The sequence below is a fragment of the Rhizobium sp. NLR22b genome (assembly GCF_019685295.1).
In the GTDB taxonomy this organism is placed as follows: Bacteria; Pseudomonadota; Alphaproteobacteria; order Rhizobiales; family Rhizobiaceae; genus Rhizobium.
Genome location: NZ_JABDWM010000002.1, coordinates 346040 through 372312, shown reverse-complemented (window position 1 = coordinate 372312; position 26273 = coordinate 346040). Strand labels below are relative to the sequence as shown.

General features: G+C 62.7%; 25 protein-coding genes. 14 read left to right on the top strand and 11 right to left on the bottom strand.

Annotation, left to right across the window (positions count from 1 at the left end):
* Window positions 1-106 precede the first annotated feature (106 nt).
* Window positions 107-886 carry an ABC transporter ATP-binding protein gene (locus HJC00_RS05445; RefSeq protein WP_221163730.1) on the top strand — a complete coding sequence of 260 codons (780 nt, stop codon included), beginning with the start codon at window positions 107-109 and terminating at the stop codon, window positions 884-886.
* A gap of 8 nt (window positions 887-894) precedes the next feature.
* On the opposite strand, the gene mmsB is transcribed toward HJC00_RS05445, so the two are convergent.
* The 8 genes from mmsB to HJC00_RS05405 form a co-directional block, all read right to left on the bottom strand.
* The gene (gene mmsB / locus HJC00_RS05440; RefSeq protein WP_221163729.1) at window positions 895-1776 is read right to left on the bottom strand and encodes a 3-hydroxyisobutyrate dehydrogenase; all 882 of its coding nucleotides are present in this window, start codon (window positions 1774-1776) and stop codon (window positions 895-897) included.
* A gap of 9 nt (window positions 1777-1785) precedes the next feature.
* On the bottom strand, window positions 1786-3381 hold the full coding sequence (locus HJC00_RS05435; protein ID WP_221124026.1) for a GMC family oxidoreductase: 1596 nt from the start codon (window positions 3379-3381) through the stop codon (window positions 1786-1788).
* 76 nt (window positions 3382-3457) lie between these two features.
* A complete protein-coding gene (locus tag HJC00_RS05430) occupies window positions 3458-4447 on the bottom strand; it encodes a branched-chain amino acid ABC transporter permease (RefSeq protein WP_210632303.1) in 990 nt (329 codons plus the stop codon).
* A 1-nt stretch (window position 4448) separates the two neighbouring features.
* Entirely contained in the window at window positions 4449-5336 is an 888-nt protein-coding gene (locus HJC00_RS05425; RefSeq protein ID WP_085739908.1) for a branched-chain amino acid ABC transporter permease, read from the bottom strand.
* A 4-nt stretch (window positions 5337-5340) separates the two neighbouring features.
* On the bottom strand, window positions 5341-6042 hold the full coding sequence (locus HJC00_RS05420) for an ABC transporter ATP-binding protein (protein WP_221124025.1): 702 nt from the start codon (window positions 6040-6042) through the stop codon (window positions 5341-5343).
* Window positions 6042-6824, bottom strand: coding sequence for an ABC transporter ATP-binding protein (locus HJC00_RS05415; RefSeq protein ID WP_210632301.1), 783 nt, complete (start codon window positions 6822-6824; stop codon window positions 6042-6044). The genes HJC00_RS05420 and HJC00_RS05415 overlap by 1 nt, the downstream gene beginning before the upstream one ends.
* A gap of 5 nt (window positions 6825-6829) precedes the next feature.
* Window positions 6830-8035 (bottom strand): ABC transporter substrate-binding protein, encoded by a 1206-nt coding sequence (locus tag HJC00_RS05410; protein ID WP_221145042.1) that lies wholly within the window; start codon window positions 8033-8035, stop codon window positions 6830-6832.
* A gap of 334 nt (window positions 8036-8369) precedes the next feature.
* A complete protein-coding gene (locus HJC00_RS05405; protein ID WP_210632299.1) occupies window positions 8370-8609 on the bottom strand; it encodes a hypothetical protein in 240 nt (79 codons plus the stop codon).
* A 248-nt stretch (window positions 8610-8857) separates the two neighbouring features.
* On the opposite strand from HJC00_RS05405, the gene HJC00_RS05400 reads away from it, so the two are divergent.
* Window positions 8858-9811 carry a LysR family transcriptional regulator gene (locus tag HJC00_RS05400; RefSeq protein ID WP_210632298.1) on the top strand — a complete coding sequence of 318 codons (954 nt, stop codon included), beginning with the start codon at window positions 8858-8860 and terminating at the stop codon, window positions 9809-9811.
* Here HJC00_RS05400 and HJC00_RS05395 read toward each other — a convergent pair whose 3' ends face one another.
* On the bottom strand, window positions 9812-10150 hold the full coding sequence (locus HJC00_RS05395; RefSeq protein ID WP_210632297.1) for a cupin domain-containing protein: 339 nt from the start codon (window positions 10148-10150) through the stop codon (window positions 9812-9814).
* 168 nt (window positions 10151-10318) lie between these two features.
* Between HJC00_RS05395 and HJC00_RS05390 the strand changes: the two genes are divergently transcribed.
* The 4 genes from HJC00_RS05390 (at window position 10319) to HJC00_RS05375 (ending at window position 14028) form a co-directional block, all read left to right on the top strand.
* Window positions 10319-11506, top strand: coding sequence for an acyl-CoA dehydrogenase (locus HJC00_RS05390; RefSeq protein WP_210632296.1), 1188 nt, complete (start codon window positions 10319-10321; stop codon window positions 11504-11506).
* A 97-nt stretch (window positions 11507-11603) separates the two neighbouring features.
* Window positions 11604-12065 carry a DUF4126 family protein gene (locus tag HJC00_RS05385; RefSeq protein ID WP_210632295.1) on the top strand — a complete coding sequence of 154 codons (462 nt, stop codon included), beginning with the start codon at window positions 11604-11606 and terminating at the stop codon, window positions 12063-12065.
* Complete coding sequence (locus HJC00_RS05380; protein WP_210632294.1) at window positions 12062-13423, top strand: FAD-containing oxidoreductase; 1362 nt, start codon at window positions 12062-12064, stop codon at window positions 13421-13423. Before HJC00_RS05385 ends, HJC00_RS05380 begins: the two co-directional genes overlap by 4 nt.
* A gap of 35 nt (window positions 13424-13458) precedes the next feature.
* Window positions 13459-14028, top strand: a complete 570-nt coding sequence (locus HJC00_RS05375; RefSeq protein WP_221102528.1) for a DedA family protein — start codon at window positions 13459-13461, stop codon at window positions 14026-14028.
* A gap of 14 nt (window positions 14029-14042) precedes the next feature.
* Here HJC00_RS05375 and HJC00_RS05370 read toward each other — a convergent pair whose 3' ends face one another.
* Window positions 14043-15086 (bottom strand): NAD(P)-dependent alcohol dehydrogenase, encoded by a 1044-nt coding sequence (locus tag HJC00_RS05370; RefSeq protein ID WP_210632293.1) that lies wholly within the window; start codon window positions 15084-15086, stop codon window positions 14043-14045.
* Window positions 15087-15584: 498 nt separating this feature from the next.
* Here HJC00_RS05370 and HJC00_RS05365 point away from each other — a divergent pair, with 498 nt between their 5' ends.
* The 8 genes from HJC00_RS05365 (at window position 15585) to HJC00_RS05330 (ending at window position 25077) form a co-directional block, all read left to right on the top strand.
* The gene (locus HJC00_RS05365; RefSeq protein WP_210632292.1) at window positions 15585-15947 is read left to right on the top strand and encodes a copper resistance protein CopC; all 363 of its coding nucleotides are present in this window, start codon (window positions 15585-15587) and stop codon (window positions 15945-15947) included.
* A gap of 324 nt (window positions 15948-16271) precedes the next feature.
* Complete coding sequence (locus tag HJC00_RS05360; RefSeq protein ID WP_003594574.1) at window positions 16272-16361, top strand: K(+)-transporting ATPase subunit F; 90 nt, start codon at window positions 16272-16274, stop codon at window positions 16359-16361.
* 67 nt (window positions 16362-16428) lie between these two features.
* Window positions 16429-18132, top strand: coding sequence for a potassium-transporting ATPase subunit KdpA (gene kdpA / locus HJC00_RS05355; protein WP_221163728.1), 1704 nt, complete (start codon window positions 16429-16431; stop codon window positions 18130-18132).
* Between the two features lie 64 nt (window positions 18133-18196).
* Window positions 18197-20257, top strand: coding sequence for a potassium-transporting ATPase subunit KdpB (gene kdpB, locus HJC00_RS05350; protein ID WP_221163727.1), 2061 nt, complete (start codon window positions 18197-18199; stop codon window positions 20255-20257).
* 61 nt (window positions 20258-20318) lie between these two features.
* Window positions 20319-20888 carry a potassium-transporting ATPase subunit KdpC gene (kdpC, locus tag HJC00_RS05345; RefSeq protein WP_221145030.1) on the top strand — a complete coding sequence of 190 codons (570 nt, stop codon included), beginning with the start codon at window positions 20319-20321 and terminating at the stop codon, window positions 20886-20888.
* A gap of 294 nt (window positions 20889-21182) precedes the next feature.
* Window positions 21183-23891 carry a sensor histidine kinase KdpD gene (locus tag HJC00_RS05340; RefSeq protein WP_221163726.1) on the top strand — a complete coding sequence of 903 codons (2709 nt, stop codon included), beginning with the start codon at window positions 21183-21185 and terminating at the stop codon, window positions 23889-23891.
* Window positions 23888-24580: a response regulator transcription factor gene (locus tag HJC00_RS05335; RefSeq protein ID WP_210632287.1), complete on the top strand. Its 693-nt coding sequence runs from the start codon at window positions 23888-23890 to the stop codon at window positions 24578-24580. The genes HJC00_RS05340 and HJC00_RS05335 overlap by 4 nt, the downstream gene beginning before the upstream one ends.
* A 41-nt stretch (window positions 24581-24621) precedes the next feature.
* A complete protein-coding gene (locus HJC00_RS05330; protein ID WP_221145026.1) occupies window positions 24622-25077 on the top strand; it encodes a PTS sugar transporter subunit IIA in 456 nt (151 codons plus the stop codon).
* A gap of 48 nt (window positions 25078-25125) precedes the next feature.
* Here the strand turns inward: HJC00_RS05330 and HJC00_RS05325 are convergent, their stop codons facing one another.
* Entirely contained in the window at window positions 25126-26142 is a 1017-nt protein-coding gene (locus tag HJC00_RS05325) for a porin (protein ID WP_210632285.1), read from the bottom strand.
* Window positions 26143-26273: the final 131 nt, after the last annotated feature.

Here is a 26273-nt window from a genome sequence, read left to right as displayed (position 1 = left end):
CTCAGCGGAAAAAGGTAAGTTGACAATCATAGTTTAGTTTTGCAGGAACCGGGTGTGAAGGGAGGGCTTGCCTCCCGAACCTGCAGTGCCGAACCTGGAGCAGACCATGCCTTCGTCCTTCCTTGCCCTGTCCGGAATTACCTATGCCATCGGGCCGAAGTCGATCCTCTCGGGCGTCGACCTGACCCTCGAAAAGGGCCGCATCTACGGTCTGGTGGGGCCGAACGGGTCCGGCAAGAGCACGCTTTTGAAGATCCTCGCCCGCCAGATCGCGCCGCAATCCGGCGCCATCGCCTTCGACGACAAGCCGGCGGCTGACTGGGGTGCCCGCGAGTTTGCCCGGCACGTCGGTTATATGCCGCAATTCACCCCGGCGGCCGACGGGATGACCGTGCGCGAACTGGTGGCGCTCGGCCGTTTTCCCTGGCACGGTACGCTCGGGCGCTTCACCGCAACGGACCGCAGCAAGGTCGAGGAGGCGATCGCCCGCACCGGTCTTGAGGATTTTGCCGATCGCCTCGTTGCCAACATGTCCGGCGGCGAGCGCCAGCGCGCCTGGATCGCCATGATGCTCGTCCAGGATGCCAGCTGCCTGCTACTCGACGAACCGACATCGGCGCTTGACCTCGCCCATCAGGCGAGCGTTCTCTCCCTGGTACAGGATCTCAGCCACGAACGCGGGCTGACCGTCGTCATCGTGCTGCACGATATCAACCTCGCCGCCCGCTACTGCGACGCGATCGTCGCGCTCAGCAGCGGCCGGATCACGGCCGAAGGCACGCCCGCCGAGATCATGCAGGCCGACACGCTGCACTCGATTTTCGGCGTCGGCATGGGCGTCTTCCCGCACCCGGTTCGAAGGGAACCGGTCAGCTATCTCTTGTAGGCCGTCGCCTACACCTTCTCGCGGAACATCTCGATGATGGCGGAAAAATCCCTGCCGCCATTGCCCTGCTTTTCGAAGAGCGCATAAAGTTGCGCGGCCTCCGCGCCCATCGGCGTTGAAGCGCCGCTCGCGAGCGCCGCCTCCTGCGAGAGCTTGAGATCCTTCAGCATCAAGGCTGCGGCAAAACCTGGCTTGTAACCATTGTTGGCAGGCGAGGTCGGCACCGGCCCGGGAACCGGGCAATAGGTGTTGATCGACCAGCACTGGCCTGATGAGGTCGAGGCGACGTCGAACAGCGCCTGATGCGAGAGGCCGAGTTTCTCGGCCAGCACGAAGGCTTCGCAGACGCCGACCATCGAGATGCCGAGGATCATGTTGTTGCAGATCTTCGCCGCCTGACCAGCGCCCGCCTCGCCGCAATGGACGATCTTCTTGCCCATGGCTTCGAGGATCGGCTTCGCCCGGGCGAAGGCTTCCGGGGAGCCGCCGGCCATGAAGGTCAGCGTTCCCGCGCTCGCGCCGCCCGTGCCACCCGAGACGGGTGCATCAAGCGACAGGCAGCCTGCTGCGTTGGCCATCTCATGCGCCTTGCGGCTGCTCTCGACATCGATGGTCGAGCAATCGATGACAAGTGTTCCCTGCGCGGTAGTCTGCAGGATATCGGTCCACGCCGTCAGCACATGCCGGCCCTGCGGCAGCATCGTGATGACGATCTCCGCGTCCTTGACTGCCTGGCTGGCATGGCTCGCCGGTTTGACGCCGCTCGCCTCGGCCGCCTTCAGCACGGAGGCGGCGAGATCGAAGCCGAGAACCTCGTGACCCAATTTGACGAGATTGGCCGCCATCGGCCCGCCCATGTTGCCGAGCCCGATGAATGCGATCCTTGCCATGGTCTTCTCCTATCGATTGTCTTCGAGGATCATCGCCGCCGCCTTTTCGGCGATCATGATCGTCGGCGAATTGGTGTTGCCCGAGGTGATCGACGGCATCACCGAGGCGTCGGCGATCCTGAGCTTGCCGAGCGCCCTGAGTTTCAGCCTGGGATCGACGACGCTCTCCCTGTCGGCGCCCATACGGCAGGTGCCGACGGGATGAAAGATCGTCGTGCCGATATCGCCGGCCGCCCGCTCCAGATCGGCCTCGGTCTGATAGCTCGGCCCCGGCTTGAACTCTTCCGGCCGGAACCTCGCGAAGGATGGCTGCGCGACGATCCTGCGTGTCAACCGTATCGAACGGACAGCTATGTCACGATCGCGCTGCGTCGAGAGGTATTTCGGGCTGATCGTCGGCTGTGCGGCAAAATCCGGGCTCGACAGGTGCACCGAACCGCGGCTTTCCGGCCTCAGATTGCAGACGCTCGCGGTGATCGCCGGGAAAGGATGGACGGGGTCGCCGAATTTTTCGAGCGAGACCGGCTGCACGTGATATTGCAGGTCGGGCGTCTCCCGGTCCGGCCCCGAGCGGGTGAAGATGCCGAGCTGGCTCGGCGCCATCGCCATCGGCCCGGAGCGGCGGACGAGATATTCGAGCCCGATCGCCGCCTTGCCGATCAGCTTCGTCGCCTTTTCGTTCAGCGTCGGAACGCCGGTCACCTTATAGGCCAGACGCAGCTGCAGATGATCCTGCAGGTTCTCGCCGACACTCTTGATCTCGGTGACGACATCGATGCCCACCCGCTGCAGCACCTCGCCCCTGCCGATTCCGGAGAGTTCCAGAATATGCGGCGAGCCGATCGAACCGGCCGAAAGGATGGTTTCCTTGCCCGCATAGGCGCGCTTCGCCACGCCCTGGTGCTGGAATTCGACCCCGGCGACGGCCCCCTCCTCCACCAGCAGGCGCCGCACCTGCGCCTTGGTAAGCACCGTCAGGTTGGAGCGCTTGCGCGCCGGGCGCAGGAAGGCTTTCGACGTGTTCCAGCGTATGCCCGAGCGCTGGTTGACGTCGAAATAGCCGGAACCTTCATTGCTGCCGCGGTTGAAATCTTCCGTCTCGGGGATGCCGGCTTCTCTCGCCGCCTGCTGGAAGGCGTCAAGCACGGCCCAGCGCACCCGCGCCTTCTCGATGCGCCATTCGCCGCCGACCCCATGCATCTCGTCTTCGCCGCGATAAAAATCCTCGGACTTGCGGAAGAAGGGCAGAACATCGTCCCAGCCCCAGCCGCTGCAGCCCATCTGCCGCCAGAGGTCGTAATCGCGCGCCTGACCGCGCATATAGATCATGCCGTTGATCGAGGAGCAGCCGCCGAGTACCTTGCCGCGGGGATAGCTCAGCGCCCGGCCGTTCAGCCCCGCTTCCGGCGCCGTGGTGAAGCACCAGTCGGTACGCGGATTGTTGATGCAATAGAGATAGCCGACTGGGATATGGATCCAGTGGTAGTTGTCGCTGCCGCCGGCTTCCAATAGCAGCACGCGGCTCCTGCCGTCGGCGGATAGACGATTGGCGAGTACGCAGCCGGCACTACCTGCCCCGATGATTATGTAGTCGTAACGATCCATGTGCGCCCTGCACGAAAATCCAGATGCTTGGCCGCCCGCCTCTGCCCACGCTGCGAATGAGGGAGACGGCCGCCCGTTAGCGGCGATAGACGAAGCCCAGCTTCCGCCCGAGCCGCGAGGCATAGAATTCGCCGATGATGCCGCGGCGGAAGATCAGCACGCAGACCATGAAGACGACGCCGGTGATGATCGTCACCGGAAATTCCGAGGTCGCGAGGTAGTTTTCCAGCGCCACCACCAACCCCGCGCCGAAAAGCGGGCCGATCAGCGTGCCGATGCCGCCGAGCAGCGTCATCAGGATCACCTCGCCCGACATCTGCCAGGCGACGTCGGTGAGCGTCGCGAACTGGAAGACGATCGATTTGACCGCGCCGGCCAGCCCCGCAAGCGCTGCCGACATGACGAAGGCGCCGAGCTTGTAGCGCGTCACGGAATAACCGAGCGAGATCGCCCTTTGCTCGTTTTCGCGGATCGATTTCAGGATCATGCCGAAAGGCGAATTGATGAAACGCCAGATGATCAGGATGCCGACGAGGAAGACGGCCAGCACGAAATAATACATGTTGGTCGAGTTGTTCAGATCGATGAAGCCGAAGAGGTGGCCACGCGGCACCGACTGGATGCCATCCTCGCCTTCGGTAAACTTGGCCTGCAGGCAGAAGAAGAAGAACATCTGCGACAGCGCCAGCGTGATCATCGCGAAATAGATGCCCTGGCGGCGGATCGCGAAGAAACCCATGACCAAGCCGAGAAAGGCCGCCCCCGCCACGCCGATCAGGATGCCGAGTTCCGGCGGCAGGCCCCATGCCTTCACCGTATAGGCGGTGAAATAGGCGGCACCGCCGAAGAAGGTGGCATGGCCGAAGGAAAGCAGACCGGTATAGCCGAGCAGCAGGTTGAAGGCACAGGCAAACAGCGCGAAGCAGAGCAGCTTCATCAGGAAGATCGGATAGAAGAAGAACGGCGCGAGCAGCAGAAGCAGCAGTCCGACAAGCAGGAAGCCCGCCTGCACCGATAGAGCGGTTCGACTTTTTTCCGTTCGGATGGTTTCGGTGATGTCAGTCATGTCAGGCATCCCGGCCGAAGAGGCCCGCGGGCCTGATGAGAAGCACGATCGCCATGATGACGAAGATCACGATGTTGGAAGCCTCGGGATAGAAGACCTTGGTCAGGCCCTCGGCGATGCCGAGCACATAACCGGTGATGATCGCACCCATGATCGATCCCATGCCGCCGACGACGACCACGGCGAAGACGACGATGATCATGTTCGAGCCCATCAGCGGCGAGACCTGGTAGATCGGCGCCGCCAGCACACCGGCAAAGGCGGCAAGGCCGGCGCCGAGCGCGTAGGTCAGCGTCAGCAGTACCGGCACGTTGACGCCGAAGACCTGGACCAGCACGGCGTTTTCGGTCGCAGCCCTGAGATAGGCCCCGAGCTTGGTCTTCTCGATCAGCAGCCATGTGCCGAGGCAGACGACGAGCGAGACGACGACCACCCAGCCGCGATAGATCGGCAGGAACATGAAGCCGAGATTGGCCCCGCCGGCAAGCGCTGCCGGCGTCGCATAGGGCTGGCCGGAAGAACCGTAGAGATAGCGGAAGGTGCCTTCGACGGCGAGCGCCAGGCCGAAGGTAAAGAGCAGGCCGTAGAGTGGATCGAGATCGTAGAGCCGGCGCAGGAACAGCCGCTCGATGACGGCACCGGCAAGCCCGACGATAACAGGCGCCAGGATCAGCGACGGCCAGTAGCCGATGCCGGCATAGGTGAGCAGCAGATAGGCGACAAAAGCGCCGAGCATATATTGGGCGCCATGGGCGAAGTTGATCACCCGGAGCAGGCCGAAAATGATGGCGAGGCCGAGGCTGAGCAGCGCATAGAACGAACCGTTGATCAGGCCGATCAAGAGCTGGCCGAGCAGCGCCTGCAGGGGAATGCCGAAGATCATCGTCATCTGGTCACACTCCCAGAACCTTGTGCAGCGTATCCATGCGCTGCGGCAGTTCGCCGACCGGGAATTCCGACACCATCTGCCCATGATCCATCAGATAGAAGCGATCGGCAATACGGCTGGCGAAGCGGAAATTCTGTTCGACGAGCAGGATCGTCATGCCGCGCTCCTTGAGCTTCTTCAGTACCTCGCCGATGCGCTGGACGATGACCGGAGCAAGCCCTTCCGTCGGTTCGTCGAGAATGAGCAGCCGCACACCGGTGCGCAGAACCCGGGCGATCGCCAGCATCTGCTGCTCGCCGCCTGAAAGTTTGGTACCCGGGCTGCCGCGGCGCTCGTAGAGATTGGGAAAGAGTTCGTAGATCTCGTCGAGCGTCATGCCGCCCGCCGCCACGACAGGCGGCAGCAGCAGGTTTTCCGAGACGGTGAGCGTCGAAAAGATGCCGCGCTCCTCCGGCACGAATCCGATGCCCCGGTGCGCCGTCTTGTGCAGCGGCACATGCATCATGTCGCTGCCGGCAAAGCTGATCCTGCCCTTGCGAGCGCGCACGATGCCGGTGATGGTGCGCAGCGTCGTCGTCTTGCCGACGCCGTTGCGGCCGAGAATGGTGATCGTCTCGCCCTCGCCGACATGCATGTCGACGCCGTGCAATATGTGGCTTTCGCCGTACCAGGCGTTGAGGCCCTGGACCTCGAGGAGAGCGGTCATCAGTGCTCCTCCGTGCCCATGTAGGCCTCGCGGACGCGCTCATCCTGGCTGACGGTGGCATAGTCGCCCTCGGCAAGGATCTCGCCGCGCTGCAGCACGGTGACGTGCTGGCAGATATTGGCGACGACGGAGAGGTTGTGCTCGACCATCAGCACCGCCCGGTCGCGGGCGACGTCACGGATGATCGCGGAGACGACGCCGACATCCTCATGCCCCATACCGGCCATCGGCTCGTCGAGCAGCAACACTTTCGGGTCGAGCGCCAGCGTCGTGGCGATCTCCAGCACGCGCTTGCGGCCATAGGAAAGATCGGCGGCGAAATGGTCGCGCTCCTTGGAAAGGCCGACGCTCGCAAGCAGTTGCTCGGCGCGTTCGTTCAGCCGCTCGAGCGCCGAGAGCGGCCGCCAGAATTGCGTCGACAGATGGTTCGGCCGCTGCAGCGCCACGCGCACATTGTCGAGCACGCTTAAGTGCGGAAAGACCGCCGATATCTGGAAGGAGCGCACCAGCCCCATGCGCGCCACCCTGTCGGGCGGGGTCCCGGTGATGTCGGTGCCCATCAGCGTGATCGTGCCAGCCGTCGGCTGCAGGAACTTCGTCAGCAGGTTGAAGACCGTCGTCTTGCCGGCGCCGTTGGGGCCAATCAACGCATGCACGCTGGCGTCATGCACGTCGAGATCGACATTCTTGACGGCCGTGAAGCCGCCGAAATCGCGGCGCAGGCCGCGGGCGGACAATACCACCCGCGGCTTTACCTGAGTTTCACTCGCGGAAACCGCCATCGTGCCTACTTCACCAGATCGCAGCCGCTCTTGGCGGGATCGATATAGGCGTCCTTGCCGGGAATGGTGGCGAGAACGTTGAAGTAATCCCACGGCTCCTTGCTTTCGGAAGGTTTCTTGACCTGCAGCAGATACATGTCGTGGATCATGCGGCCGTTGGGGCCGACCGTGCCGCCGCGGCCGAAGACGTCGTCGACAGGCATTTCATGCAACTGCTTGGCGACGGCTTCCGTCTCGTCGGTGCCGGCTTTCTGCACCGCCTTCAGATATTGCGTCACCGCCGAATAGGTGCCGGTATGGATCATGTTCGGCATCTTGCCGGTGCGGTCGAAGAACTTCTTGGCGAAGGCGCGGCTTTCGTCGTCGCGGTTCCAATAGTAGCCCTCCGTCAGCGTCAGGCCCTGCGCTGCCTCGAGACCGAGACCATGGACTTCGGCGAGCGTGAAGAGCAGCGCCGCCAGATGCTGGCCGCCCTGGGTGATGCCGAATTCGGCCGCCTGCTTGATGGCGTTCGAGGTATCGAGGCCGGCGTTGGCGAGGCCGATCACCTTGGCGCCGGACGATTGCGCCTGTAGCAGGAAGGAGGAGAAGTCCTGGGTTGATAGCGGATGGCGGACGGCGCCGACGACGGTGCCGCCGCTTGCCTTGACATATTCGCTGGTCTGCTGCTCCAGCGAATAACCGAAAGCATAGTCGGCGGTCAGGAAGAACCAGCTGTCGCCGCCCTGCTTGACGAGGGCGCCGCCGGTGCCGACAGCGAGCGCGTGGGTGTCGTAGGCCCAATGGAAGCCGTAGGGCGAGCAGGCCTTGCCGGTGAGATCCGTCGTCGCCGCACCGGTGACGATGTCGATCTTCTTCTTTTCCTTGCCGATCGCCTGCACGGCAAGCGCCACCGAGGAGGTCGTCAGTTCCATGATCGCATCCACCTGCTCGGTGTCGTACCATTGCCGGGCAATGTTTGAGGCGATATCCGGCTTGTTCTGGTGATCGGCATCGACGATCTCGACCGGCACATCCAGCACCTTGCCGCCGAAATCCTCGACGGCCATCTTGGCGGCCTCGACGGAAGACTTGCCGCCGAAGTCGGCATAAACGCCCGACTGGTCGTTCAGGATGCCGATCTTGACCTTGCCGTCGGTCGCGCTCTGCGCGAGCACGGCAGTGCTGCTCGCAAGCAGAAATGCAACTGATGCAATGAGATTCTTACGCATATTTTCTCCTCCCAGAGATGAGCCAGATTGCGGGTCTGTTCAGATTTGGCCGGTCGCACTCCTCAGAACGACCGCCCCTCGTCCTACGATCATGGAAATTCTCGCCTGAAGCAACGGGTGGTTTACAACTAATTCCAAACAGTATCTGTTCATTTTTGCACAGACAGAAAGCTGCACAATTTCCATCCCAACCTCAGGGAGCGCCAGGAATCAGCGCTCAGCGCTAGAACTAGGGCAGTTTCTGCAGTTGTGCAGGCATGTGCCATCAGCCGAATGAACAATCCTACTTTGTCCGTTCATCCCACAGGCGCATTTCGGCACGTTCAGGCTGCTGTTACTTCCACTGCGTCCCGTTGTCGGCACCGCAGCCATAGGGAGGCAAGACGCCGCTAAAGGTTTCTTTCAGCTTGGCACAGCCCCAGGCATTGATCGGGCTTGGCATAGCCGAGTTGAGCGTGATGCCGACTTCGTCATAGGGACTTTCAGTGTTGGAGACGTAGCGATACCAACGAAAACCGATAACAACAACGAATGCGAGAGCGACCGTCAGCAGCAGGCGAGCCAATTTCTTCATCAATATTCCCTCAAAATTTCAAACGCGGCCGTGTAGCATTACTCAGAGAGACTGAAAGCGCCGCCGCCGAAGCATCAACGGATTTATCGCCGGCGCCTCCCCGGCCTCATCGAGCTCCAGGGCTTTCGCCGAACACGCAGCCTCCGATTGCCGATAGATTGGAAACAAAACTCAAACAAAACAATGAATTGTATCAATCTTTAAAGATCATGCTATTCGTTGCTGGTTGTTGAACGGAGGGAATGGCGATGACGAACTCACCGCAGTTTACCTGGGACGATCTGCAGTTTTTTCTAGCCGTCGCCCGTACCGGACAGCTCTCGACGGCGGCCCGGCAGTTGCGCTCCAGCCACGCCACCGTTTCTCGGCGTATCGACCGGCTGGAATTTGCCCTCAAGGTCAAGCTCTTCGAACGCAATCCGCGTGGCTACGTGTTGACCGCCATGGGCACGCGTTTCATCGAGACGGCCGAGCGGATGGAGCAGGAGACCGAGCGGCTGCGCACCGACCTTGCCGATGGCTCGATGGCGCAGCGCGGCCTCGTGCGCCTCAGCGCGCCTGAGGGTTTTGCCAATTTCTTCTTCGCCACCGTGTTGCCGCGCTTTGCAGCCCAGCATCCGCATCTTTCGCTCGAGCTGGTGACCATCCAGCAGATCATGTCGCTGTCGCGCAAGGAGGCCGATCTTTCAGTTGTGCTCGACGAGCCGAAAGGCGGGCCTTATTACGCTGAAAAGCTGACCGATTATCACTTGCAGATCTACGGCTCGCGCGACTATCTGGCAAAGGCGCCTGCCATCACCTGCCGCGAAGATCTGCTTCAGCATCCTTTCGTCAGCTATATCGAGGAAATGATTTTCGCGCCGGGGCTGGATTATCTCAGCGATGTGCATCCGCGCATCAAACCGCAGTTCCAGAGCTCCAGCATTTTCGCGCAGCTCACCGCCACCCGAAACGGCCTCGGCCTCTGCATCCTGCCCTATTTCTTCGCCAGCCGTTATCCCGAGCTCGTGCGCGTGCTGCCCGAGGAGATCGACCTCAAGCGCCATTACTGGATTACCTGCCATCGCGATCTGAAACAGGCGCCGCGTGTGCGGGCGGTCATCGACTTTCTGCGCGAGGCCGTGCGCGGCGAAGATGCGCGCTTCGTGCCGCCCTATATCGCCGCCGCCAGTTCCGCGCGCCGGTCGGAATCCGAAAGCTGATTACTTGAGAAACTCGGCCCGGTGCGGCGTGAAGGTATCGATCAGCCGGCCCTTTTCCAGTGCCTTGACGCCATGGACGAGATTGGGCGGCACGATGAAGCTGCCGCCCTGCCGCAGCACTTCGGTGCGGCCATCGATCGTCACCTCGAAGCTGCCTTCGGCGACATAGCTTGCCTGGATGTGCGGATGCGAATGGGCAGCACCCACGGCGCCGCTTTCGAACGCCACTTCTACCATCATCATCTCGGGCAGATAGGTCATGACGCGCCTGGTGACGCCAGGCTCCGGATTGATCCAATCGGCCCCCTCGCCCGATACGAACAGATCGCTTGACGACATTTCCGCCTCCTCATTCCAGAATCGACCGCGGGCAAAGTGGATCATGGCGTCGCGTTTGAAAAGATGGCCGCCCCTGTCTTTTCGATAGGGACGCCTTGTTGTTGACGCGCTCGGCTGGCGGGTCTATGCGACCTTGAGCGAGGCAAGGCTGAATGAGGAGACGCTGCCATGCAGCATACGCGCGAAGTTTTCGACTGGTCCGACCCATTCCGCCTGGTGGAGCAGCTGACCAACGAGGAGCGCATGGTGCAGGATTCCGCCCATGCCTATGCGCAGCAAAAGCTCGCTCCCCGTGTTCTCGACGCCTTTCGCAATGAAAAGACCGATCCCGCCATCTTCCGAGAAATGGGCGAACTCGGCCTGCTCGGCCCGACGATATCCCCCGACTATGGCGGCGCCGGCCTCGGTTACGTCTCCTACGGCCTGATTGCCCGCGAGGTCGAACGGGTCGACAGCGGCTATCGCTCGATGATGAGCGTGCAGTCCTCGCTTGTCATGGTGCCGATCGAAACCTTCGGGTCCGAGGCGCAGAAGCTGAAATACCTGCCCAAACTTGCGACCGGCGAATGGATTGGCTGCTTCGGCCTGACCGAGCCCGACCATGGCTCCGACCCAGGCTCGATGGCGACACGCGCCAGGAAGGTCGACGGCGGCTATAGCCTGACCGGCTCGAAGACCTGGATCTCGAATGCACCGATCGCCGATGTCTTCGTCGTCTGGGCAAAGACCGAGGATGGCCTCATCCGCGGCTTCATACTCGAAAAGGGTTGGAAGGGGCTTTCGGCCCCCGCCATCCACGGCAAAGTGGGCTTGCGCGCCTCGATCACTGGCGAAGTGGTGATGGACGGGGTCTTCGTGCCGGAAGAAAATCTTCTGCCCGGCGTCACCGGTCTCAAGGGACCGTTCACCTGCCTCAACTCGGCCCGCTTCGGCATTGCCTGGGGCGCACTTGGTGCCGCCGAGGATTGTTATGCCAGGGCACGGCAATATACGCTGGAGCGCAAGCAGTTCGGCCGGCCGCTCGCCGCCAACCAGCTGATCCAGAAGAAGCTCGCCGACATGGCGGCGGAGATCGCGCTCGGCCTTCAGGGCTGCCTGCGGCTCGGCCGAATGAAGGAGGAAGGCCATCCGCCGGTGGAGCTGACCTCGATCCTCAAGCGCAACAGTTGCGGCAAGGCGCTTGATATGGCGCGCGCGGCCCGCGACATGCTCGGCGGCAACGGCATCTCCGACGAATTCGGCATCGCCCGCCATCTCGTCAACCTCGAAGTGGTCAACACCTATGAGGGCACGCACGACATCCATGCGTTGATCATCGGCCGGGCGATCACCGGCATCGCCGCCTTTGCAAATTGAGTTGCAGAGCCCGGCCAGACCTGGCGAATTGCCACGCGCCTGACAATGTGAGACCTTCCCTGGCTGCGGCATAAGGCCGGCAATGAGGGGATCACGCATGTTTCTGCTTCTTGCATTGCTGATCGGTGTTATCTCGGGCCTTCGCGCCATGACTGCGCCCGCTGCCGTCGCCTGGGGTGCGGCGCTCGGCTGGTTCGACGTATCGCAGACGCCGCTTGCCTTCATGGGCTACCGGTGGACGCCGTGGATTTTCACCGTTCTCGCCGTCGTTGAACTCGTCACCGACCAGCTGCCATCGACGCCGTCGCGCAAGGTGCCGATGCAGTTCGGCGCCCGCATCGTCACTGGAGCACTTGCCGGCGCCACGATCGGCGCAGCCAGTAGCCTGCTTTTCGGCGGGCTGATCGCCGGCGTGATCGGCGCCGTCATCGGCACCTATGGCGGCGCCGCGCTGCGCGCCAGGCTTGCCGCCGCCTTCGGCAAGGATCCGCCGGCCGCCCTCATCGAGGATGCCGTTGCCGTTGTCGCTGCCGTGTTGATCGTGGGAGCCGTGTCATGAAAAGCTTCGACGCCATCGTTATCGGCGCTGGCCAGGCCGGCCCGTTCCTCGCCGCCCGCATAGTCGAAAAGGGCATGAAGGTAGCGCTCGTCGAGCGCAAGTTCCTCGGCGGCACCTGCGTCAATGCCGGCTGCATGCCAACGAAGACTCTCGTCGCCAGCGCCCGCGCCGCCCATGTCGCAAGAAGCGGCGCCGCCTACGGCGTCAATATCCCCGGGGAAATCGCTATCGACATGAAAGTGGTGAGAGCCCGGGCGGAAACGGTGACGATGAACGCCCGCAACGGCCTGATCGGCTGGTTTGACAGCATGGATGGCATGAGCGTGATCTACGGTCATGCCCGCTTCGAGGATGCGAAGACCGTCCGCGTCAACGGCGAGACCCTGACGGCGCCGCGCATCTTCCTCAATGTCGGCGCGCGACCTGTCATCCCCGAGCTGCCCGGCATCGATGACATCGACTACCTCACCAGCACCTCGATCATTCATCTCGACACGCTGCCGCGGCATCTGGCGGTGATCGGCGGCAGCTATATCGGGCTGGAATTCGCCCAGATGTATCGCCGCTTCGGCGCCGAAGTCAGTGTCATCGAGCACGGCCCGAAGCTCGCTTCGCGCGAGGACGAAGATATATCGGACGCGATCGCCGATATACTGCGCTCCGAAGGCATCACAGTCCACACCGACGCCGGCAACATCGCTTTCGCGCGAAATGGCAGCGGAATTGGCGTTGCCGTCGGCGCGGCGAAGATCGATGCGAGCCATGTGCTGATCGCCACCGGCCGCAAACCGAATACCGACGACCTCGGCCTCGAGGCCGCCGGCGTGGCGACGGACAAGCGCGGCTATATCACCGTCGACGACAAGCTTGCCACCAATGTCGAGGGCATCTTTGCGCTCGGCGACTGCAATGGCCGCGGCGCCTTCACCCATACTTCCTACAATGATTTCGAAATCGCCGCCGCCAACCTGCTCGACGGCGACGACCGCAGGGTCTCGAGCCGCATCCCGGCCTATGCGCTCTACATCGACCCGCCGCTCGGTCGCGTCGGCATGACGGAGAAGCAGGCGCGTGCCTCCGGCCGCAGGATCATGGTCTCGACCCGGCCGATGAGCCGCGTCGGCCGGGCCAATGAACGCGGCGAGACCAAGGGCTTCATGAAGGTGATTGCCGATGCCGACACCAAAGAGATCCTCGGCGCGGCGATCCTCGGCATCGAAGGCGACGAAGTGATCCATGGCTTGATCGATGCAATGAATGCGGGAACCACCTATCCCGCGCTGAAATGGTCGGTGCCGATCCACCCGACGGTGTCGGAGCTGATTCCGACGCTGCTTGGGGATTTGAAGCCGGTTTAGCCGTGACCTGACCTCGGGAAGAGCTGGAGGCGCGCATGCCTATCGAAGCGCTGATCGAAAACTACGGCCTGCTGGCGATTTTCCTGGGTGCAGCCTTCGAAGGCGAGACGGCCGCCTTCCTCGGCGGCGTGATTGCCCATCGCGAACTGCTCACCTATTGGTCGGCGTCGCTGGCGGCCACCGCGGGCTCTTTCGCCGGTGACCAACTCTGGTTCTTCGCCGGCCGTTATGCCGCGCAATGGAGCGTCGTGCGCCGGCTGATGGAAAGACCCGCGCTCGCTCGCGCAACCGGGCTTCTGGAGAAATATCAGACCGGCTTCATCCTGGCGTTCCGTTTTCTCGTCGGATTGCGCACCATCAGCCCGATCGTCATCGGCACGACCCGGATCTCGACCGGCAAATTCATCGTCCTGAATGCGGTAGCCGCGTTAGTGTGGGGGCAGCTTTTCACAGCGCTCGGCTATCTGTTCGGCCACGGCATCCAGCAGACACTCGGCCGCCTGCCCCTTCACCGGCACCTGCTGATCGCCATCGCAGCCGCCGCTGTCGTGGCAGTGGCGGCTCTACTCTTTCGCAGGATGAAATCAAGCGGCAGCCATCCGTAAGAGCGCTGCGGCGCCTATTCCATAACGATCTGCAGCTTCACGTCGCTCGGCCGCGCTTCGACCGCGCGATCGAAGGCCTTGATCGAATCTTCGAACTTGAACGTCTCCGATATCAGTGGCTTCAGATCGACGCGGCCTGATGCCAAGAGTGCGATCGAACGCTCATACTGGTGGGCATAGCGGAACACCGTTTCGATGCGGATCTCCTTGGTGGTGGCCGTCGAGACGTCGAAGCCGACCGGATTGACCGGCAGGCCGACGGCGACGACGACACCGCCCGGGCGCGGCAGCGCCATGATCGTCTCCCAGGCCTTGGGTGACCCGGAGCATTCGAAGACAACATCCGCACCCCAGCCTTCGGTCAGCCGGCCGACCTCTTCGATCAGGTTCTTCTCGCGGATATTGACCGGGACGACGCCCTGATATTGCGCGGCGATGTCGAGCTTCGGCTGGGCGAGATCGGCGACGATCGCGCGGGCGCAGCCGCCGGCAAGGGCGGCGATCGCGACCATCGTGCCGATCGGCCCGGCGCCGAGAACGATAGCGGTATCGCCGGGCGCGATCGTCGCCTTGGCTGCCGCCTGCATGCCAACCGCGAAGGGCTCGACCATGGCGCCTTCGGCGAAGCTGACATTGTCGGGCAGCTTGAAAGTATAATTGGCCGGATGCACCACTTCGGGCGTCAGCACGCCATGGATCGGCGGCGTCGCCCAGAAGCTGACGGCAGGATCAATATTGTACATGCCGAGCCGGCTCGCCTTGGAGTTCGGATCGGGGATGCCCGGCTCCATGCAGACACGGTCGCCGACTTGCAGATGTGTGACACCGGCCCCCACCTCGACCACCGTGCCGGCCGCCTCATGGCCGAGCACCATCGGCGCGTTGACGACGAAGGGGCCGATCTTGCCGTGGGTGTAATAATGAACGTCCGAACCGCAGACGCCGACGGTATGAATCTTGATCTTCACCTGCCCCGGCCCTGTCTCCAGCGGCAGATCGATGTCGCGCAACGCAAGCTCATGCTGGCGCTCCAGCACCAGCGCACGGACTTTGGTCATTCTCGGTTTCCTTCCCTATGGCCCGGCGATTCAGAGGGTGCCGTTGAGCCGACTATAAGACCGCAAGTCGCTTCAATTCAACCGCCAACGTAAGCTTTTGCTCATCGCGTGACGAAATGCTCATATGCGTAGCCCGAAAGATAACCGCTGATAAACCTCCGTATGATTCCGGAAGAGAGCACCGGAGAGTACAGTTACTTCATCATCAGCCATGACACAGTGGGAGGCGGCAAAAGAGATGAAGCATGATAACGACAATGTCGGCGGAAACTGGCTTTCCTCGAGGATCTTCAGACGGCTCCGAAAATTCTGGCGCAGATTGGTGGCCGATTGGAACGCCGCCCTTCAGAGGGACAACCCAGGGCTGCCAATGCGCGTCATTCTACGGACGCGGGATCGAAATCGCCCCCGACAGCGTTACTAGCATGCAGCCCGCATGGCGCGGCGGAAGCATGACGGCTCCCGGCGCCATTGGAACGGCAATATAGGAAGGCCATCATGAAGTCGGTCGTGTCATTCTGCCTGTTCGCATCGCTGCTCTTCGCCGCCAACCAGGCGGCCGCGGCGCTGGAACAAGCGTCTCTGCCCTCGCAGCAGCAGGAAGAAGAGCTCGTGCCGGCCAATGTCGAGCTTACCTTCAGCGGTCCCGTCGATCTGGCCCGCTCGACCGCCACCTTGCTCGATGCCCAAGGCAGGACGCTTCCCCTGGGCAAGCCGTTCCTCTCCGGTCCCGAAGGATCCATTTTCAAGATCCCGCTTGATCCCTCCATGGCGCCCGGCCTCTATACCCTCGACTGGCGCGTCCTCTCGATGGACGGCCGCAGCGCCGAAGGCCATTACCAGTTCCGGGTCGATCCTTGAATTTCAAGATCGCGCCCTGCTCTCGTTTCCGCTGCAGCCGCCTGAAAGCATTTATAAGATTTTTATATTGATGCCGTTTCGGCCGTCTCGAACCTTTATGCGCTCCGGATCCATATTGGTGCCCGAGAGATTCAAGGATCATCTCCACGCCAGAAAGTATGAAAGGCAGTCTCCAACGGCCGCCCTTTGTCTTGTCTGACTCCAACAAGAACAGCAGGAGTCACGATTATGATGGATATCATTCTGCTCGGCACCGCGATCTTATTTTTCGCGCTGTGCTTTGCCTATGTCGGAGCCTGCGACAGCCTCTAAGGAGAAACGACGATGACCCTCGATTATATCCTGAGCGGCGCCGTAACCGTGTTTCTCACCGTTTACCTCACCTACGCTCTCTTACGCCCAGAACGCTTCTGAAAACCGACGCTTCCGGGGCCGCGCCTGCGCGACCGGGAACCAGCCGGGTATTGAAAGTTTTAGCCCCATGACCCTCAACGGATGGCTTCAGATCCTGCTCTATTGCGGGATCGTCCTCGCGCTCGTCAAACCGCTCGGCGGTTACATGACCCGAGTCTACAACGGCGAGCGCACATTCCTGTCACCCGTCCTCGTTCCGATCGAACGGGGGCTTTACCGCGTTGCCGGCACCAGCGAACGCGAGGAGCAGCATTGGACCTCCTATGCCTTTGCAATGCTGCTGTTCAACTTGCTCGGCGTCCTCTTGCTCTACGCGCTGATGCGCCTGCAAGGCGTTCTGCCCTACAATCCGGCTGGCATGGCTGCCGTCCCGCCGGAACTTTCCTTCAACACCGCCGTCAGCTTTACCACAAATACGAACTGGCAGAATTACGGCGGTGAAAGCACCATGTCGTATCTGGCCCAGATGGCCGGCTTCACGGTGCAGAACTATCTGTCCGCTGCGACCGGCATGGCGATCGCGGTCGCTTTCATCCGGGCCTTCGCACGGGCGTCCGGCAAGGCGATCGGCAATTTCTGGGTCGATATAATCCGCGGCACGCTTTATATCCTGCTGCCCACCTGCATCGTGCTGACGCTCGTCTATGTCTATCTCGGCGTGCCCCAGACACTCGGACCCTATGTCAATGCGACGACGCTCGAAGGCGCGCAGCAGACGATTGCGGTCGGCCCCGTCGCCTCGCAGCTCGCGATCAAGATGCTCGGCACCAATGGCGGCGGCTTCTTCAATGCCAATTCCGCCCATCCGTTCGAAAATCCCGATGCGATCTCCAACCTGATCCAGATGGTTTCGATCTTCGCGATCGGTGCGGGTCTCACCAACGTCTTCGGCCGCATGGTCGGCAACCAGCGCCAGGGCTGGGCGATTCTGGCCGCGATGGGCGTGCTGTTCATCGCCGGCGTCGGCGTCACCTATTGGGCGGAAGCGGCCGGCAATCCGCTGATGCATGCCTTTGGCCTCGTCGGCGGCAATATGGAGGGCAAGGAAGTCCGGTTCGGCGTCGCCTTGTCCTCGCTCTTCGCCGTCATCACCACCGCCGCCTCCTGCGGCGCGGTCAACGCGATGCATGGCAGCTTCACCGCACTCGGCGGCCTCATTCCGCTGATCAACATGCAGCTCGGCGAAATCATCGTCGGCGGTGTCGGCGCCGGTTTCTACGGCATCCTGCTCTTCATCATCGTCGCCGTCTTCGTCGCCGGCCTGATGGTCGGCCGCACGCCGGAATACCTCGGCAAGAAGATCGAGGCGAAGGAAATGAAGATGGCCGTTCTCGCCATCCTCTGCCTGCCGCTCGCCATGCTGGTCTTCACCGCAATCGCCTCGGTTCTGCCGATCGCCGTCGCCTCCGTCGGCACGGCCGGCCCGCACGGTTTCTCCGAGATCCTCTATGCCTATACCTCGGCTGCGGCCAATAACGGCTCGGCCTTCGGCGGCCTGACGGGCAATACGCCCTGGTACAACGTGACGCTCGGCATCGGCATGCTGGCCGGCCGCTTCCTGGTCATCATCCCGGCGCTCGCCATTGCCGGCTCGCTGATCGCCAAGAAGACGGTTCCAGCCTCGGCAGGCACCTTCCCGACCGACGGTCCGCTCTTTGTCGGCCTGCTGATCGGCACGATCCTGATCGTCGGCGGCCTGACCTTCTTCCCGGCTTTGGCCCTCGGCCCAGTCGTCGAGCACTTGGTCGCGATCGCCGGGCAAACCTTCTGAGGCGATGCCATAACCCGCATCCCAGGGTTCCTTCGCCGTCCTCGTTTCAAAGCTGGAGTCTTTTATGAGCCAGGCAAAATCCGCGAGCATCATCGATTCTCGCATCCTCGTTCCCGCCGCCGGCGCCGCCTTCACGAAGCTCGACCCGCGCGCCCTTGCCAGAAATCCGGTCATGTTTGTCGTGGCCACGGTTTCGGTGCTGACCACCGTCCTCTTCCTGCGCGACCTCGTGGCGGGCAACGGCAATCTCGGCTTCTCGTTCCAGATCAATCTCTGGCTCTGGTTCACCGTGCTCTTTGCCAATTTCGCCGAGGCCGTCGCCGAAGGCCGCGGCAAGGCGCAGGCGGATTCGCTGCGCAAGGCGCGCACCGAAACCCAGGCCAAGCTGCTGACCGCCAACAACGGCAGCGACTACTGCATGGTGCCGGGCACCAGCCTCAAGGTCGGCGATATCGTGCTGGTCGAAGCCGGCGACATCATCCCTTCGGACGGCGAAGTCATCGAAGGGATCGCCTCCGTCAACGAGGCGGCGATCACAGGTGAATCCGCCCCGGTCATCCGTGAATCCGGTGGCGATCGTTCGGCGGTGACCGGCGGCACGCAGGTGTTGTCCGACTGGATCCGCGTGCGCATCACCGCGGCGGCGGGCTCCACCTTCCTCGACCGGATGATCTCGCTGGTTGAAGGCGCCGAACGCCAGAAGACGCCGAACGAGATCGCGCTCAACATCCTGCTTGCCGGGATGACCCTGATCTTCGTGCTCGCCACCGCGACGATCCCGAGCTTTGCCATCTATGCCGGCGGCTCGATCCCGATCATCGTGCTCGTCGCCCTTTTCGTCACCCTGATCCCGACGACGATCGGCGCGCTCTTGTCGGCGATCGGCATTGCCGGCATGGACCGGCTCGTCCGCTTCAACGTGCTCGCCATGTCCGGCCGCGCCGTCGAAGCGGCCGGCGACGTCGACACGCTGCTGCTCGACAAAACCGGCACGATCACCCTCGGCAACCGCCAGGCGACGGCCTTCCACCCCGTCCGCGGCGTTTCCGAGCAGGAGCTCGCCGATGCCGCCCAGCTCGCCTCGCTTGCCGACGAAACGCCGGAAGGCCGTTCGATCGTCGTGCTCGCCAAGGAGAAATATGCGATCCGCGGCCGCGACATGGCGAGCCTCAAGGCCAGCTTCGTGCCTTTCACCGCCCAGACCCGCATGAGCGGCGTCGATCTCGAAGGCGCCTCGATCCGCAAAGGTGCGGTCGATACCGTGCTCGCCCATGTCAACGGCGAGGCCCCCTCGAAGAACGGCAACGACGTCGTCCGCGAGCTGCAGTCGATATCAGACGAGGTCGCCAAATCAGGCGGCACGCCGCTGGCCGTCGCCCGCAATGGCAGATTGCTCGGCATCATCCAGCTGAAGGACATCGTCAAGGGCGGCATCCGCGAGCGTTTCACGAAACTCCGCCGCATGGGCATCCGCACGGTGATGATCACAGGCGACAACCCGCTGACGGCAGCGGCCATCGCCGCCGAGGCCGGCGTCGACGATTTCCTCGCCCAGGCGACGCCCGAGATGAAGCTGGCGCTGATGCGCGAGGAACAGGCCAAGGGCAAGCTCGTCGCCATGTGCGGCGACGGCACCAACGATGCCCCGGCGCTGGCCCAGGCCGATGTCGGCGTTGCCATGAACACCGGCACCGTCGCCGCCCGAGAGGCCGGCAACATGGTCGATCTCGACTCGGACCCGACAAAGCTGATCGAGATCGTCGAGATCGGCAAGCAGCTGCTGATGACACGCGGCGCGCTGACGACCTTCTCGATCGCCAACGACATCGCCAAGTATTTCGCCATTATCCCGGCGATGTTCCTGACCTTCTATCCGCAGCTCGGTGTGCTCAACATCATGGGACTGTCGACGCCGCAAAGCGCCATCCTCTCGGCGATCATCTTCAACGCCCTGATCATCATCGCGCTGATCCCGCTGTCGCTGAAGGGTGTGCGCTACCGGCCGATCGGCGCCGGAGCGCTTCTGTCACGCAACCTGCTGATCTACGGCCTCGGCGGCATCCTCGTGCCCTTCGTCGGCATCAAGGCGATCGACTTGGCCGTCGCCGCCCTCGGCCTCGCCTAGCGGAAGATCCGGTTCCTCACCGGAATCGGTCTCCGCGTGAACTCGTCAAGGAGTACGAACAATGTTGAAAGAACTTCGCCCGGCCCTCGTTATGATCGTTGCCACCACGGCCATCACGGGCCTGCTTTATCCGATCGCCATGACGGGTGCGGCCCAGGCGCTCTTCCCAACCCAGGCGAATGGCAGCCTGATCGAGAAGAACGGTCATGTGATCGGCTCGAGGCTGATCGGCCAGGCCTTCACCAGCGACAAGTATTTCCACGGCCGCCCCTCGGCCGCCGGCGATGGCTACAACGCCGCCGCCTCCAGCGGCTCGAACCTCGGGCCGACCAGCGAGAAACTGATCGACCGCGTGAAGGGCGACTACGAAACAGCCAAGGCGGCAAACCCGAACGCCGAGGTGCCGGCCGACCTCGTCACCGCGTCTGGCAGCGGCCTTGATCCCGATATCTCGCCCGAGGCCGCCTATTTCCAAGTGCCGCGCGTCGCCCAGGCACGCAACATCGACGAGGCGAAGATCAAGGCGCTGGTCGACGGCGCCGTCCAGGACCGCGAACTCGGCATTTTGGGAGAACCTACCGTCAATGTTCTGGCGTTGAACCAGAGCCTTGATGCTTCTATGACTGAGTGAGTTTGGCAGGTTAGATGCTGTGGTTTGGCGACAAGGCCAACCCCACTCTCCGTCATCCTCGGGCTTGACCCGAGGATCCATGTCGCGGCCAACTGGTGGGCGCCGTGTGGATGCTCGGCTCAAGCCCGAGCATGACGGAGGGTGGGGCGAGCATAGGGACTATTCGCGGCATAGAGCCCGGCTCCGGAATGCCTTTCGCCAACTCAAGCGATGCCGGCCGTCGGCTGAACTGACTTAAAGAGAGATCCCGAGGAGAACCCGTCCTCCGTCGCAGGCATTGGAAAGACCACACGCATGCCAGACGACAACCGCGACCAGGTCGGCAGGCCCTCGCCCGATGCGCTTCTTGAAAAAGCCCGGGCGGAGATGCGCGGCCGTCTGAAGATCTTTCTGGGCGCCGCCCCCGGCGTCGGCAAGACCTATGAGATGCTGATCTCCGGCAGCGCCAAGCTCGCCGATGGCCTCGATGTCGTCATTGGCGTCGTCGAGACCCACGGCCGCAAGGAAACCGAGGCGCTGCTCGCCGGCTTCGAGATCATTCCCCGCGTCGAAATCGACTATAAGGGCCGGGCGCTCGAGGAGATGGACCTTGACGGCATCCTCGCCCGCAGGCCGGATCTCGTGCTGGTCGACGAACTCGCACATACCAACGCCGAGGGTAGCCGCCATCCGAAGCGTTACCTCGACGTCAAGGAATTGCTCGATCGCGGCATCGACGTCTATACGACGCTGAACATCCAGCATGTCGAGAGCCTGAACGACGTCGTCTCGCAGATCACCCGCATCCGCGTGCGCGAGACGGTGCCGGACTCGATCATCGATCTCGCCGACGATGTCGAGATCATCGATCTGACCCCGGACGATCTGATCAAGCGCCTGCATGACGGCAAGGTCTACATGCCGCGCACCGCCGAGCGGGCACTGACCAATTACTTCACACCGGGCAATCTGACGGCGTTGCGGGAGCTGGCGCTGCGCAAGACCGCCCAGCGCGTCGACGACCAGCTGCTGACCCATATGCAGGCCCACGCCATCTCCGGCCCCTGGGCGGCGGGCGAACGCGTCCTCGTCTCGGTCGATCATCACCCGCGCTCGGCCTCGCTGGTGCGCTACGCCGCCCGCATGGCCTCGCGCCTGCGCGCACCCTGGGCCGCCGTCTATATAGAGACCAACCGTTCGGTCAACCTCAGCGAAGCCGAGCGCGATACGATCGCCTCGACGCTGCGACTTGCCGAACAGCTCGGCGGCGAGGCGATCACCATTCCCGGCCGCGAGGTGGCGGAGGAACTCGTCCGCCATGCCACTGCCAACAACGTCACCCACATCGTCATCGGCGCTCCCAAGGCGGCGACATGGCGCGACTGGTGGAGCCGTTCGATCACCGACAAACTGATCCGCAAGACCGGCGAGATCAGCGTCCATGTCATTTCAGGCAATGAGAAGGACGGCACCACCGCACGCGGCGTCCGAGCGGCGGCCACGCCCCCCCAATTCGATTTCAGAGCCTATCTGCTGGCCACCGTCTATGTCGCCATCGCGCTCGCGGTCAGCATCGTGCTCGACCAGGTGCTCGACGTGCGCAACCTCGCCCTCGTCTTCCTGATGGCGGTGCTGACCTCCGCCGTCCTGCATGGATTACGGCCGGCACTCTACAGCTGCATTCTCGGCGCGCTGTCCTTCAACTTCTTTTTCCTGCCGCCGCGCTACACGCTGACGATCAGCGATCCGGAAAGCGTGCTTGCGCTGTTCTTCTTCCTCGGCGTCGCCATCATCGCCAGCAACCTCACCGCAACCGTGCAGCGCCAGGCCGCCGCAGCCCGGCAGCGGGCACGCACGACCGAGGATCTCTATCTCTTCTCGAAGAAACTCGCCGGCACCGGCACGCTCGACGACGTGCTCTGGGCGACCGCCTTTCAGCTTGCCTCGATGCTGAAGGTCCGCGTCGTGCTGCTGTTGCCCGAAGAAGGCAGCATCGCCGTCAAGGCCGGTTATCCCCCTGACGACACGCTCGACGAGGCCGATATCGCCGCCGCCCGCTGGGCCTGGGAGCACAATCACGCCGCCGGCCGCGGCGCCGATACCCTGCCCGGCGCCAAACGCCTATACGTGCCGCTGAGAACCGGTCGCACCGCCGTCGGCGTCATCGGCCTCGACAGCGACCGCCGCGACGGGCCGTTGCTGACGCCGGAACAGCAGCGCCTGCTCGATGCGCTGGCTGATCAGGCAGCCCTTGCGATCGAACGCGTTCAGCTCGTCGCCGATGTCGACCGGGCAAGGCTCGCGGCCGAAGCCGACAGGCTGCGTTCGGCCCTGCTCACCTCGATTTCGCATGATCTGAAAACGCCGCTTGCGGCTATCCTCGGCGCTGCCGGCACGCTGCGCGACTATTTCGCCTCCATGCCGGAGGAGGACCGCAACGACCTGCTCTCGACCGTCGTCGACGAATCCGAGCGCCTCAACCGTTTCATCGCCAACCTGCTCGACATGACCAAGATCGAATCCGGTGCGATGGAGCCGAATTCTGCGCCGCACTATGCCGGCGACATCGTCGGCACGGCGCTGGCCCGCGCCGCCAAGATCCTCGAACACCACAAGACCGAGATGAGCATTCCCGCCGACCTGCCGATGGTGCGGGTCGATCCGGTGCTGTTCGAGCAGGTGATCTTCAACCTGCTCGACAATGCCGCCAAATATGCGCCCGAGGGATCGGTCATCCAAATCGAAGGCTGGGCCGATGCCGACAACGTCATCCTGCAGGTCTCGGACGAAGGTCCGGGCATTCCACCCGCCGACCTTACCCGCGTCTTCGACACCTTCTATCGCGTGCGCAAGGGCGATCAGGTGCGCGCCGGCACCGGCCTCGGCCTTTCCATCTGCCGCGGTTTCGTCGAGGCGATGGGCGGCACGATCACCGCCGCCAACCGAAAGGGCCGCCCGGGCGCCGTCTTCACCATCCGCCTGCCGAAACCCAACGACATACCGAAACTGGATGAACTCAGATGACCGGTTCAGCCGTCAAGATCCTCGTCGTCGACGACGAGCCTCCAATCCGCAAGCTGCTTCGCGTCGGCCTGACCGCGCAGGGCTACGAGGTGCAGGAGGCGCCGAATGCGGCAATCGCCCGCCAATCGGTTGCCGACGGCAGGCCCGATCTCATCCTGCTCGATCTCGGTCTGCCCGACACGGCTGGCCATGACCTCTTGCAGGAGTGGCGCGACGAAGGCCTGTCCATACCCGTCGTCATCCTCTCCAGCCGCACCGACGAGGCCGGCATCGTCAAGGCGCTGGAAAGCGGCGCCGACGATTACGTCACCAAGCCCTTCGGCATCAACGAACTTGGCGCCCGCATCCGCGTGGCGCTGCGTCACCGGCTGCAGCAGCAGGGCGAAAAGGCGATCTTCCAGACCGGCGGGCTGTCGATCGACCTTGTCAAGCGCATCGTCAAGGTCGATGGCGAGGAACTCAAACTGTCGCCGAAAGAATACGACATCCTGCGCGTGCTCGCCCAGCATGCGGGCAAGGTGCTGACACACCAGTTTCTTTTGAAGCAGGTATGGGGGCCGGCAGCCGACGTGCAATATCTGCGCGTCTATATCAGGCAGCTCAGACAGAAGATCGAGCAGAGCCCCGACCAGCCGCACTATATCACCACCGAGACCGGAGTCGGCTATCGGCTCAGGGAACCGGACTGACCTGCTCTCTCACCCGCCGCCTGAACAGTATCGAGAATGACATGTATCTTCCCAATATCATCCGGCCGGAACATACCTTCATCGGCGTGTCGGCACCGACAAAATGGCGCGCGCTGCATATCATAGCGGACAAGGCAGCCAAGGCCTTTTCCGTTGACAGCCGGGCCATTTTGAAGGCGCTCGAAGCGCGTGAGAAGCTCGGCTCCACCGGGATCGGCAATGGCATTGCCATTCCGCATGCCGCGATCGACGGCATGAGCAGCCCGCGCGGTCTGCTCCTCCGCTTTTCCCGGCCGCTGGATTTCGAGGCAATCGACGATATCCCCGCCGACATCGCCGTGGTGCTGCTTTTCGGGGAGAACAACCGCGGCGAATATCTGAATGTTCTGTCGGCCATCGCCCGGCGGCTGCAATCGAATGGCGTGCTTGCCGCCATGCGCAAGGCAAGGACAGCGGACGAATTCTATTCCGATTTCATCGCTGATTCCCGGGCATAAAAAAGCGCGGCCCGAAGGCCGCGCCCGCTTGTCTGCAATCAGACCAACTTAGAAGTCGCGCTGGAAGCGCAGGAAGCCGAACACTTCGTCGTCGCCTTCGTCCTCATCGTGATACTGCACGCTGAGCTTCGAACGCAGGTCGTCGACGATTCGGTAGTCGATCGTGACGCCTGTGGTGTAGGCGCTGCCGCCGGTGAAACCGTTGCCGTCAGCCTCGAGGGCGATGTTTTCGAAATATTGGAAGCCCGGGGTGACCGACCACTTGTCGTTGATCTTCAAGGCGTATTCTGCTGCGATCGTCCACTCGGACTCTTCGTAGTAGTAGTTGGCGCCGCTTGCCCAGACGCCGGCGATGCCGAGCGTGCCCGGGCCGATATCGGCGTAGACGATACCACGAACCGCGACTTCGCTGGTGTCGGTGTCATAACCGGCAAGCAGGTAGCCGCTGATGGCGCCGGCCTTGTAGGAGACCTGACCTGCGACACCGAAGTTGTTCGGGCCTTCGCCCGGCTTGGTGGCATAGTCGTCTTCCAACTCGTCGACCGAGAGACCGGCGGCGAAAGCGCCATTCTCGTACTGATAACGGATCGAGTTGTGGGTCGTCTCGTTGCTGGCGAGCGTATCGGTCTCGCCGCTCATGTCGTCGTCCCACCAGCTATAGAGCTTGCCGACGCGGAAACCGGCGATATCGATGTAGCCCTCGTCCAGCAGCGCTTCCTGATCGGAGGCGTTGTCGGCATTGTAACGCAGCGTCAGGACGCCGGTGAGCGTGCCGTACTCGGTGTCGTTCTTGGCCTGGAAGGTGACCTGACCGCGAGTCCAGAAGTTGACGTCGGAATCGCCGGCAATGTTGTCACCGAAGCGCACTTCGGTACGGATATAGCCGCCGATCGAAAGGCATGTTTCCGTTCCCGGAATATAAAAATAGCCGGTACCGTAGGCGTCGCAAACGCGAACATATTCCACGGGCTCGGGTTCCGCTGCCACGATGGCGTCGGCTGCGCGTGCTCCGGAGGCCGCGGCAAGGGCGGCAACGGAAGCAAAAAGGATCGTTCTGATATTCATTTCGAATGGCCCTAACAGGTTGGAATGTGAGGCGCATTTCAAGGGATGCCCCCACGTAGCGGCCGGCAAATACGACCGCACCGCCGCCATATAGGAATCCGCAAACGCCACCGCGGCAAAATGCGGGCAGA